General features: G+C 40.5%; 13 protein-coding genes and 1 pseudogene. 11 read left to right on the plus strand and 3 right to left on the minus strand.

From position 1 onward, the window contains the following. Nucleotides 1–29 precede the first annotated feature (29 nt). On the plus strand, nucleotides 30–797 hold the full coding sequence (locus V7K84_RS17865; protein WP_334839943.1) for a phosphatase PAP2 family protein: 768 nt from the start codon (nucleotides 30–32) through the stop codon (nucleotides 795–797). Between the two features lie 121 nt (nucleotides 798–918). After that, nucleotides 919–1224, plus strand: a pseudogene (locus V7K84_RS17870) (DUF4277 domain-containing protein); the annotation flags it as partial. A 70-nt stretch (nucleotides 1225–1294) separates the two neighbouring features. Here the strand turns inward: V7K84_RS17870 and V7K84_RS17875 are convergent. After that, nucleotides 1295–1924, minus strand: a complete 630-nt coding sequence (locus tag V7K84_RS17875) for a hypothetical protein (protein WP_334839946.1) — start codon at nucleotides 1922–1924, stop codon at nucleotides 1295–1297. Nucleotides 1925–3186: 1262 nt separating this feature from the next. Here V7K84_RS17875 and V7K84_RS34295 point away from each other — a divergent pair. The 3 genes from V7K84_RS34295 to V7K84_RS17890 all read left to right on the plus strand — a co-directional run bounded on the left by V7K84_RS34295 (nucleotide 3187) and on the right by V7K84_RS17890 (nucleotide 5225). Beyond that, nucleotides 3187–3306, plus strand: a complete 120-nt coding sequence (locus tag V7K84_RS34295) for a hypothetical protein (RefSeq protein WP_442940969.1) — start codon at nucleotides 3187–3189, stop codon at nucleotides 3304–3306. Nucleotides 3307–3322: 16 nt separating this feature from the next. Next, the gene (locus V7K84_RS17885; RefSeq protein ID WP_334839950.1) at nucleotides 3323–3649 is read left to right on the plus strand and encodes a hypothetical protein; all 327 of its coding nucleotides are present in this window, start codon (nucleotides 3323–3325) and stop codon (nucleotides 3647–3649) included. A gap of 229 nt (nucleotides 3650–3878) precedes the next feature. Beyond that, the gene (locus V7K84_RS17890; protein WP_334839951.1) at nucleotides 3879–5225 is read left to right on the plus strand and encodes a DUF58 domain-containing protein; all 1347 of its coding nucleotides are present in this window, start codon (nucleotides 3879–3881) and stop codon (nucleotides 5223–5225) included. A gap of 437 nt (nucleotides 5226–5662) precedes the next feature. On the opposite strand, the gene V7K84_RS17895 is transcribed toward V7K84_RS17890, so the two are convergent. Together V7K84_RS17895 and V7K84_RS17900 are read right to left on the minus strand one after the other, a co-directional pair. Then, the gene (locus tag V7K84_RS17895) at nucleotides 5663–5875 is read right to left on the minus strand and encodes a hypothetical protein (RefSeq protein ID WP_334839953.1); all 213 of its coding nucleotides are present in this window, start codon (nucleotides 5873–5875) and stop codon (nucleotides 5663–5665) included. Beyond that, the gene (locus V7K84_RS17900; protein ID WP_334839955.1) at nucleotides 5868–6272 is read right to left on the minus strand and encodes a hypothetical protein; all 405 of its coding nucleotides are present in this window, start codon (nucleotides 6270–6272) and stop codon (nucleotides 5868–5870) included. The genes V7K84_RS17895 and V7K84_RS17900 overlap by 8 nt, the downstream gene beginning before the upstream one ends. A 1155-nt stretch (nucleotides 6273–7427) precedes the next feature. Between V7K84_RS17900 and V7K84_RS17905 the strand changes: the two genes are divergently transcribed. The 6 genes from V7K84_RS17905 (at nucleotide 7428) to V7K84_RS17930 (ending at nucleotide 11451) form a co-directional block, all read left to right on the plus strand. Continuing rightward, complete coding sequence (locus tag V7K84_RS17905; RefSeq protein ID WP_334839956.1) at nucleotides 7428–7691, plus strand: hypothetical protein; 264 nt, start codon at nucleotides 7428–7430, stop codon at nucleotides 7689–7691. Nucleotides 7692–8634: 943 nt separating this feature from the next. Then, complete coding sequence (locus V7K84_RS17910; RefSeq protein WP_334839958.1) at nucleotides 8635–8898, plus strand: hypothetical protein; 264 nt, start codon at nucleotides 8635–8637, stop codon at nucleotides 8896–8898. Between the two features lie 78 nt (nucleotides 8899–8976). Beyond that, complete coding sequence (locus V7K84_RS17915) at nucleotides 8977–9228, plus strand: hypothetical protein (RefSeq protein ID WP_334839960.1); 252 nt, start codon at nucleotides 8977–8979, stop codon at nucleotides 9226–9228. 148 nt (nucleotides 9229–9376) lie between these two features. Further along, nucleotides 9377–9640, plus strand: coding sequence for a hypothetical protein (locus tag V7K84_RS17920; RefSeq protein WP_334839958.1), 264 nt, complete (start codon nucleotides 9377–9379; stop codon nucleotides 9638–9640). Between the two features lie 78 nt (nucleotides 9641–9718). Next, a complete protein-coding gene (locus V7K84_RS17925) occupies nucleotides 9719–9970 on the plus strand; it encodes a hypothetical protein (RefSeq protein ID WP_334839962.1) in 252 nt (83 codons plus the stop codon). An 842-nt stretch (nucleotides 9971–10812) separates the two neighbouring features. After that, on the plus strand, nucleotides 10813–11451 hold the full coding sequence (locus tag V7K84_RS17930; protein WP_334839964.1) for a hypothetical protein: 639 nt from the start codon (nucleotides 10813–10815) through the stop codon (nucleotides 11449–11451). Nucleotides 11452–11517: the final 66 nt, after the last annotated feature.

Genomic DNA, 11517 nt, shown 5'->3' on the forward strand with positions numbered 1-11517 from the left:
AAGTCATCGATCGCCTTTTAAATTTAGACATGGAAAAAGAGAAACAAATCAATAAAGAGAGTCAATCGCCGCTTGATTTTCTCAAAAACCTGTTGATTGCTCGTTGGCGATCGCTATTACTCCTTTTGATCGGAGTCTATTTACCTTTGCAGATTTTTGAAATCTTGACAGTGAAGATATGGGAGAATCAAGCGGGCTTTCCTTGGGATGTACCGATTCTGTTAGCAGTTCATTCTACAGAAAACCCACAGTTAGATGTTTTAGCTGTCACCCTAGCTACAATTGGGTTGCCTTGGACTGCGATACCGATTTTGGGTGCGATCGCACTGATGTTACTACTTCAAAAACGCTGGCGATCGCTAGCTTATTTACTCACCGCCTCAGCAGGAAGCGTCATCATCAACCGCATCGCAAAGCAATTAATGCATCGAGTGCGTCCACAATTGTGGCAGTCCATTGCACCTGAGTCTAGTTTTGCATTTCCCAGCGCTCATGCGATGACGAGTGTAACACTGGTAGCAATTTTGTTATTTTTAACTTGGGCTACCTCTTGGCGCTGGTTGGTTCTCATATTCGGCAGCTTATACATCATCGCGATCGCGTGGTGTCGTCTCTATCTAGGGGTTCATTTTCCCAGTGATATTCTCGCAGGTTGGATGGTTGCATTAGGTTGGACAATTGGTGTCAGTCTGATTATCAAACCGTATATAACTATAGCCAAATCCGTAGATGGCGAACGTCCTAAAGATGAAACTACCTTACTCCCTGAAGAAATAAAGTCGATAAATGAGGAGTAATTTCAGCCCTCACCCTAAATCCCTCTCCCAAGGGAGAGGGACTTTGAAATTGGCTCCCCTTCTCGCAATTTTGGGAGAAGGAGAAAATTTCAACAGATACTTTTGTGGAGTTTCTGTTGCCATGTTTAGTGCTAAAGAACTGGAATGGAAGAAGATTGATCGTTTAGGGATAGTAGCAGGAATAGTAGATTCAATTGGGATTGTAGAAATAATTAATAATTTCCTTGGGTCAGAGCCAGGAGAAAAATTCAGTGCGGGTCAGGTGGTAAAGGCAATGATTTTAAACGGCTTAAGTATGATGTTACAGCCTTTATATATGTTCTCAAAATTCTTTGAATTAATCGCTTGTGAACACTTAATTGGTACAGGAGTAAAGCCAGAATACCTCAATGCGCAAGACCTTGCATCTCTACAACAGATGTGGTTCAAATCCATGAAAACTGCTGCAAGACATCCTTTCAATGCCTTCTAAATTGGATTGTTTTTCCAGATAGCAACTACTTCTGACAATCTCCTGAACCCCCTGTGTAAACAATCGATTGGTAGCGTCCTTGGTCTGTTTGGATTGTTACACAGTAGTTGGTTTTGCCTTCTAGCCAGTAGCTGTAGCCCGAATCATCACTCTTGACCCATCGATAGCCCCGTTTTTTCACTGTATTTTCTGCCTGTCCTGCCCTTGCCCCCACTAGATCGCGCAACCGAGAGACGGTAGTACCCGCTTCAGGTTGACGCCTAGCAGCAGCCCCACGATTTCTGTTACCTGAGTTTTGTCCATTGGCAGATGTATCCCAATAGACAAAAATCGACTCATTGGCGAGGCGATAAATCTGTCCTCGATCGCCAAGTCCAGATTGTCGATAGGCAGCATCACCATTTCGATCGCGATAATTGCCGGGTCGATTACCCGAAGGGAGCAGGTCATAGCTATTACCATTTTCCAGTTGAATGCTAACCGCACCCTGGCGTTGGGAAAAGGTACAGGGGCCAGAAGATGTGGCGCGGTCTTCTCCTTTTGGGAATACATCGCAACGCGCATTCACGGTATCGGCTCTGACAGATACGGAAAAACTCAAAGAAGCGATCGCCAGTGCTACCGCTAAAAAAGAATTTGAAGATTTAATCGCCATAAAACTCCTGAGCTATGACAACGAAGATGACATTTTATATCATCCCCTAAATGTGTATTTGCTAGTTAACATTTGCAAACCCTTCTTAATCAGTGGATCGAAAAGTTTTCCAGAAGCCTTATCATTCCTTGATTTTACTTTAAGAACACATTCGCCGAAATCAGCTTCTAATCTACTTTTCAAGCACCTCTGTTCTGGATGTAGAGCGATTGCTTGTGGTCGCGATCGAAAGCCCCAATAACGTCGCCTGAGAGGATGTTTGAAAAGTCCTCTTGTCGGAATCAAAAATTTTCGAGCTACTGAAATTAATTGATGATAGGGAATTAAAGTAGGACGATGACCGACACTAATACTTAGTTACTCAATCGCTTTTTGATAGATATGTTTCTGTTTAATCGCTTCCTCCATTCAATAATTCGGTTTGTGCTAGTCAGTGTGATGACGATCGCAATGGTGCTTGGTTGGAGTGCGATCGCTCACAGTCAACTACCTTCCTTACCTACCGCAGCCTCCAACGATCCGCACAAGCCGCCTAATGGTGTTACCCGCCTCGGTATGTATGAAATTGCGTCTGTGTATTCACCCTTAGACAGAAGCTTATTGTTTGAGATTGTCTCTCCCACTGTTTTTAATCGCAGCCAACCGCCAGATGGATCTCTTCCAGTAGAGGTACGTGCCGAAGAAATAACGCAACGGCTGATGCGAGCGCTCGACCGAACTAACAAAGCTAAACAAACTCCTCTGGTTTCTATTGCCATTCTGAATAAGGATTTAATCCTCCAGCTCAGTGACGATCGAACGACCCGTCCTTTAAGGCTGGTGACTGTAACAGAGCCAGATGCTGACTACCACGGAAAAACTCTGGAGGAATTGGCGCAGGAGTGGCAAAAAATATTACAAGCAGAAGTAGAACGCATTAATAGACTCTTTTCGCATCAGGTATTGTGGCAACGAATTGGACAGGCACTACAAATCAGCATCGGCTTAGTGTTGGGGAGTGTTGTGTTGTGGTTACTGCGGCGAACTTTAATTCGCAAACAGACGGCATTGCAAGTTCGCCATCAAGAGCAGATAGCTGCGGTAAAACAGGGTGTGGTCAAGCGAGCTGAGGCAGAAACATCCACAACTATTCACACAATAGACACCAGCGAAAAGAAAACAGACGCAGACACAATCGCTCATCAGCGATCGCAGTTTCTAGACGCGATCCGGCGACAGTTTAGCCTCAAGTATTGGGGATTGATGACCTATCCCATACAGGTATGTCAGTGCGCGTCTGGATTAAAACCGCACCTATGGAACAATGGAACGTTGGGCGAGAGTTCCGTCTACGGGTACGGCAAGCCTTTGAAGCCAACAATATTCAGATGAACCCAAATTGAAGATTGTCAGCCGGACATGATATTAAAAGTCTTTTGTATTTTCAGCCAGCGATACTGCAATCGCAGAAATTACAAAAATGCGAACGCCGAAGTAACAAATGCGATCGCCGAATCAACAAATGCGATCGCCAAATCAATAAATGCGAACCCCAAATCAACAAATGCGAACGCCAAATCAATAAATGCGAACCCCAAATCAACAAATGCGATCGCCAAATCAACAAATGCGATCGCCGAATCAACAAATGCGATCGCCGAATCAACAAATGCGATCGCCGAATCAACAAATGCGGGGGAGGGAACAAGATTTTCCGGTTTCCCCCCAATATATCGGGGGGATTAAGGGGGGTAAATCCAGGTTTGGCGTTCATTACCAAGATGTGTGTACACCGTAGGCTCTTCGGGAGGGGAGACAAAGCATAGCTTCATCTTCGATTAGCAAGATTCTCATACACCCGTCCAAAAGATAACTTGCTACTTTACCCAAAAAAATATAAGAATTTAGCAAGTCTTCTGATTTCGGTTACATTGAATTCACCTTATACCTAACTACTAACTTCTCGCTCTAAAAAATGGTTCCTTCCAAACGAGTTTATTTATTATTGGTTTTGGGTATTGCGATGTCTACGACGGGCTACGCCTACGCCCCGATCCTATCCTTATTTATCAGCATTAAAGCAACCATCGCCATCACAGTCCTATTTGATGCCATCATTCTTGGACTGATGGTTGCAGATGGTTTGCGGATACGGCGTTCTCGCGTGCAAATTACCCGCGAATTACCGTCACGATTATCCATTGGGCGGGATAATCCAGTGGTACTAAAGGTGACATCACAAAATACCGACGCTCAAATTGAAATCCGCGACTATTACCCAACAGGATTTGGCGTGTCTGCACCTGCACTCAGCGCCATTGTTCCCAGTAACAGCACCGAAGAATTAACGTATACCGTCCACCCGACACAGCGAGGAGAGTTTCCTTGGGGGAATATTCAAGTCCGACAACTGGGGCTTTGGGGATTAGCTTGGGATGATTGGCAAATTCCCCAAAGTCTGCCAGTGAAAGTTTATCCTGATTTAGTAGGATTGCGATCGCTCACAATTCGTCTGACACTGCAATCATCAGGAGCAATGCGCCAATCTCGCAAAACTGGTATTGGTACAGAGTTTGCCGAACTACGAAACTATCGCACTGGTGACGATTTGCGGTTTATTGATTGGAAAGCTACTGCCCGCCGGGTTGGGGCTTATGGTAATGCCATGCCATTGGTGAGGGTTCTGGAACCCGAACAGGAACAAACGTTACTAATTTTACTCGATCGCGGCCGGCTGATGACGGCAAAAGTGCAGAATTTGCAGCGATTTGACTGGGGATTGAATGCAACTTTATCCTTAGCTTTGGCAGGTTTACATCGAGGCGATCGCGTGGGTGTTGGTGTATTTGACCGCCAAATGCATACGTGGATTCCCCCAGAACGCGGTCAACATCATTTGAATCAGCTAATCGATCGCCTAACTCCAATTCAACCAGTGTTATTTGAATCTGATTATTTGGGCGCAGTGACAAATGTTTTGCAGCGACAAACTCGGAGGGCGTTGGTAGTAGTGATTACCGATTTAGTTGATGTCACTGCCTCTACAGAACTCCTAGCCGCACTCTCCAAGTTAGCACCCCGCTACCTTCCATTTTGCGTGACTTTGCGAGATCCACAAGTGGATCGTCTAGCACACACCTTTACAGATGATGTTGCAGGTGCTTATACCCGTGCAGTAGCACTAGATTTATTAATGCAACGACAAGTAGCTTATGCCCAACTGAAACAAAAAGGTGTATTGGTGCTAGATGCCCCAGCAAATCAAATTGCCGATCGGTTAGTTGAGCGATATCTGCAACTCAAAGCGCGAAATCAACTTTAGTAATTACCCAGATATAAGCGATTTCCAACAAATAAATTACCCAATATTGTGGGGTATCATCTTGCTATTGGTGTCAACTTAAGCCAAAGCATTCTGACTGTATGAGTTTGCCCTCATATCATGTCCGCTTGATTACTTACTAAACTCCAAGAACCCCACCCCGCCAAAGCTGCGCTTCGTCTCCCTGCCCCTAATCCCCAGAGGGGGCCCCGAGTTCCCCGCAGGCGGGGAGGGGCTGGGGGTGGGGTGCAATGATTGTGGAAATCATAACTAATTACTCGGACTTGATATCACCCCCTCTAATATCATGTCCGGTTAAAGACTTATCATTAAGACCGCAGAGGTGCAGCGCTTCTCTACAAGAGGCTGCGCCAACGGCTACGCTCTGTTACCGGGGAGGAGTTTTTGGGCTTTCTGCATAGATTTGGGAATTATAACTAATTAGCCGGACATGATATAACTCCCTCGATGCCTTGGAGAAGAACCGGATATTTCTCCCAATGCATCGGGGGGATTAAGGGGGGTAAATCCAGGGTTTGGGCTTCATGACCAAGTATTCTAAATTCTGCTGTATATATTGCTCCTGACTTTTCATAGAATGTGGACAAGGGCAATGGTTCGCGAACAGTATTCGCGAATCCACTACTCATTTTTGTTGTATTTAGAAGTTTCTTGGATTAAATCTTTCAAACCTTGGTTTAGAATTTCAATTGAACGATCTAATGCTTCGATTTTAGCTCTGAGAAAAATTTGTTCTACAGCTTCTAAGTACGCTTGACTACCAGCTTTGCCTAAATGCTTGTAACGAGAACTTTTACCATCAGTCTTTGTTGGAAATATTGCCACATTAGCCTGTAGCTTATAATACCAATATACTGAATTCCTCCCTTTAGCGAGATAGCGAACAATCCAACAGGAAGATGCAGCTACTTCTCCCGAAGCACTTATTACTTGGATTTCTTTCTCAAGATGCTCTTTAGCTTGAACTACGCAATTTATGCGTGCATCTAAATCTTCTTGGGGTGACGGTTTTGAGTTATTGGGCATAAAACAAAAATATATGGTTCGCGAATAATTTATACGAACCATTCTTGGCTCTACAAAGCTTTTAAACAATTAAAATTAAACCATTAATTTCAAAATGTAATAATCCGTACAACAAAATGTAACAAACAATACAAAAAATGTAATAAAGAATACAACAAGCAAGTTTGGTACAAGGTTTCCAACTCTAACCAACCTCTTCACAAAACTTGTATCCTAATTACATTATTTTTTCTATGTTCTAAGTATGCTCCTAGCCACACTATTGCAGATATTGTCCAATCAATAGTTAATTCCACATTATTTTTTGCTTTGGAGGTGTACTAACAAGCAGCAGATACATCTGTAATTTAGTTAACATCTATGATGTAAGAATTTGTAGTTTAATTCAGTACAAATAAGTCATTCTTAATAGTTTTGTCGATACAAATAAGCCATTCTTAATAGTTGATCGCTATAAATAAGTCATTCTTAATAGTTTTGTCGATACAAATAAGTCATTCTTAATAGTTGCGCGGCAATAAGAGTCAAAAAACCTATTATCTAAGACATCTCTCACCCACCAAGCGATCGCTTTCTGCTTTTCAGCCCATTTCAGAATTTTATAATACTCTTCTATCTGCCAAAGATACGTATACCAATGGGGAATAGAGGCAGTATTTTTCTGTGTGGTAACAGACTCGCTTGTTAATACCTGAAATTGAAAATCATTTTACCTATTTACGGTTCGCGAATGATATTCGCGAACCACTAATATTCTCAAAATCGCGTGAAAAGCCAATAATATTCTCCGCAGAAATGGTAATACTTCCATCGCAACTTCTCAGCGATTTCTCTGTTATCAATATTGAGAAACTTCTTGCCTGTGTGGGCTGGAACGCCTTTGTGATAAGGCTAAAGAAGATCGAAATGTACCTAAAATCAGTTACAGCAAAATGCTTTTTAAATAACTTCTAAAGACAAGATGAGGTAAATAGCTTGACAGTGCGAGTTTTTTTATGATGTATGCGAAAAAACTTATGTAAAACTACTATTTATTAATTTCTAATAGTGCTATTCTTTTTTTGGCGCTAAAAAGCAATCGGTAGATTGTACCCAGACAATAATCCTAAATAGGAAGTTAATCAAAGGTAAACAGGAAGTTAACAAGGGAAAAGTATGCTTAAAATTCGTGATTTAGACTGCCAGCAGAGTTATTTAGAATCTCTAAATGATGAGAAAGCCGAAAACTTAGTTGTAGGCGCTGGTACTACGATTATAGCGTTCACAACTGGCTCATTCGCTGCTTACGACGACACAGGAGCTAGTATAGATGCTAGAAGTCTTAGTACTTCTTCAATATCTTTAGACCCTGCCGGTAATAAAATAGTAACGGCTGGAACTTTAATTCAAGCAATAGTAAAACCATCCAAGAAAAACTAACACTACGTTAGCCTCAAAGACCTTTTTTCAAGTTTCGCAATAGAATTTAGCGGAAGTACTCTGACCGTTAGAGTATGTTTGCAAATTCAAACATACTCTAAACTCGACTTGATCCAAAATCAAAAACTCGGTTTTCTTTATCCGGCAACAACCCTAGCTTTTTGGCAAATACTTTTTCAACTTCACAGATTATTGATGGAGTTAAAAAAGTAAAATGATTGTTACACAAAGCTTTTAGGGATAGTGTTCACTTTGCTAAAAAAAATGGATAAAGTCGAGCTAACTCTATAGTCAAATAAAATAACAATTGGCTTGTTTGGCACTTTAGCTTTAAGTGTTTGCTTTTGCTTCAAGCACTTTTAGCTGAAGAAGAATTCAAAAGTCATAATCAATTCATTTGGGGATTCAGATCCGCAACTAATTGTTCGCGTAGTGTTCCGTAGGGAAGACTACTAAATCTACGATTTGGTGGGGGTCTTAAACCCGCTTATATCAGACGTTAGCAGACTCGCTCTAAGGGTACTCTTGCAGAAAAGCAAGCTACGCGTAGCGTCTCTAAGAGTTGCTATGCCGCAGGCTTTACGCTGCCCTATCCGCTTTTTCGATCAGAATACAAGAAGGGTATTCTGACTCCTGTCTCCTGAATTTTGTTTCGAGCAATCATGGTGTGGAAAGTGCTGGTGTTCAAGATAATTCCTTTAAAAGTGAATTATCAACCCAGTTCTAATTTACATCTTAATTATTCTGATAATTAAAAACTAAAACAACAATTTAGGTGGCGTTATGCTCCATCTAAATTGTTGTTTTTTAGCAAATATATCAACAATAAATTTACAAAACTTAAGGAAAAAAGTGTTGCAAAATTATCTGAATTGTTTATAGTTATTGTGTTGAACTAAAGCAGTTCAAATTTCAATTAATCTCTTTTAAATAGATAGAATCTATGGCTACGATAAAAATATCTGAATTGCAGCCAGAAAGCCAATTCGAGAAACTTTCTGATGCTGATTTACGGTTAATTAATGGAGGAGGCAGTGGTTTCCAAGTGAGTACAGGTGGAACTTCTCTTGCCACAGGTGTAAATGTTGGATCGGGAAGTATTACGAACGATACTCAAGCATTTGGTACCATTCAAGGAGGGGTTGGATCGCCATCTTTCACTATTACTTTTAATGCTGATGCTTTCTCACGGTCTTTCCCTTCTTAAGAGTTATCAGGGAAACTTTTAGAAGCATAGTAAATAAGATACGTCAACGTACTACCAAGAAAACTCAAAGAGGAAATTATGGCTAATATCAAAATCGCTGAATTACAATCTAGCTTGCTTGAAGAAGTATCAGCTACAGATTTGGACGCTGTTCATGGGGGTGGAACTGGTATTCAAGCTGTTGGAGGAACCTCAGGAGGTGTCGTAGGTTTTGCTAGTGGTGGATCAACGATTAGCAATTCAAGCAGTTTTACTTTCATTGGTGGTCAACTAGGAAATGCCTTCGTAACGTTTGGATCAGCAGCCCAAGGTATTACTTTACCCACTTAGACAACTTAATGCTTTAGACATTACCTAAAGCTTTTTCAAGTTTTGTAATAGAATTTAACGGAAGTACTGTGACCGTTAGAGTTATGTTTGCAAATTCAAACATACACAGCACAAATTTCAATTAATCTCTTTTGAATAGGTAGAATCTATGGCTACGATAAAAATATCTGAATTGCAGCCAGAAAGCCAATTCGAGAAACTTTCTGATGCTGATTTACGGTTAATTAATGGAGGAGGCAGTGGTTTCCAAGTGAGTACAGGTGGAACTTCTCTTGCCACAGGTGTAAATGTTGGATCGGGAAGTATTACGAACGATACTCAAGCATTTGGTACCATTCAAGGAGGGGTTGGATCGCCATCTTTCACTATTACTTTTAATGCTGATGCTTTCTCACGGTCTTTCCCTTCTTAAGAGTTATCAGGGAAACTTTTAGAAGCATAGTAAATAAGATACGTCAACGTACTACCAAGAAAACTCAAAGAGGAAGTTATGGCTAATATCAAAATCGCTGAATTACAATCTAGCTTGCTTGAAGAAGTATCAGTTATAGATTTGGACGCTGTTCATGGGGGTGCAAATGGTGTTCAAATTACTGCAGCAACCTCACAAACATTCATAGGTTTTACTAATGGTGGAAGCTCGGTTGCCAATGGATTCAGTCAAAGTGTCCTTCAAGGTACGGTAAACAATTTCCGCTTAGATGTTGGATCAGGCACCTTTGGTGTGACTTCACCCACTTAGACAAATTAATGCTTTAGGCATTACCTAAAGCTGTATATTTAGGGCTGGAGTTAAAGTTTGACTCTAGCCCTTCATTTTTTCACGTCGTGCTTGTAATGTCGCTAATTGTGCAATGCAAATGCATATTCATTTCAGTTAAGGCTTTGAAATTTTATTTAGATGTGTTTTACTTATACCAATTCTTCATGAATACCCATAAAAAGAATCCTATCGCCTACGGTATCTCTTTGATGCTTTGGTGAGGTTGGGAGGGGTGAAAATAATGTGCAACTTCACAGAAAATTGGTATTAGCCTGACTCATATCTTGTATTATTTCATACTGACTATAAAAGTTACGTTTTTAAACTTAAAACTCAGAATTTAAGGTTAAATCAATGGCATTTAATCTACTTTTTCATGCTAATTTAAACATTTAAATAAATTTTCTACAGAGTTATTTAAAAATTAAAAATTGAAAATTAAAACTAATTATTTCTTTACAATATTTTAAATAGAGTGATGATAAAGTATAAAAAATTGCTTTTTCAATCAAGCAATCATTAGCTCATACCTAATATCTTAAAAGCTTCAGTTGATTAGCTGAAGCTAATAAGAATATATAGAAGTTAACTGTGTAATCTAAGAGGATGTTTGAAAAGTCAGGATTGATGGATCGCATATTTTTTACCCCACTCTAACCCTCCCCTTATAAAGGGGAGGGAACCAGATTTTTCTTGTTTCACCCCTTTATAAGGGGGGATTAAGGGGGGTCATAATGTAATTAAAATTAGAGCCAACTATTTTTCAAACATCCTCTAAGTTTTCGTTCTCTAAAAATACTAGGAATTATAGGAATTAAATTATGGGGGCTATCTTATATCCACTCTATACGGTAGCTAATTTGGTCTTAGCTACATGGAGCATAAGTTTATGGCAACACTCACACCATGCCAACATATTGTTGCTGCTGTTAGTGGTAGCTGGAATGACCTATGACAATCTCATTGTTTCGCTGGGTCGTTTGATTAATGAAGGTAGTTTTTTAAAATTACTTAATCGTCTGCGCTTCTTATTACATGATTTATTGATTCCATTGTTAGTGGTAGTAGCGATTCAACTAGCTAGTGCTGCTGGTGTGTTCTGGGCAAGTAAACCGATTTTGTTCTCTGGTTGCTGGACGATTACATTTGGTTTGATTGGATTGGGATTGGTGACTAATCTTAAACACTTGGAACTAGCACCAATAAACGTTGCTGGCAGTCTGCGATATAAACCGAAAAACAGTAAACCGCCAATTTCGACAATTTTGATCGCTTTATTAGTTGGTGTGGCAGGATTCTACATTTGGCGTGAAATCCAATGGCCTTGGATGTTTATGGGAACAGTGGTAATGTTGTTTGGTAATGCTTTACCTACAAAGATTTTTGGCTCTTTAGTGGGTTCGGCAGTTGATTTTCTGTTTATCTTAGCTCTATTGACAACACATATTGTATTGTCTTAGTTAGGGATAATTTCGCGCCTATCTATATATATAGAGTACAAACTTTCGTTTAAGGCTTGCTGCAAG

Source organism: Nostoc sp. (genome assembly GCF_036917315.1).
GTDB lineage: Bacteria > Cyanobacteriota > Cyanobacteriia > Cyanobacteriales > Nostocaceae > Nostoc.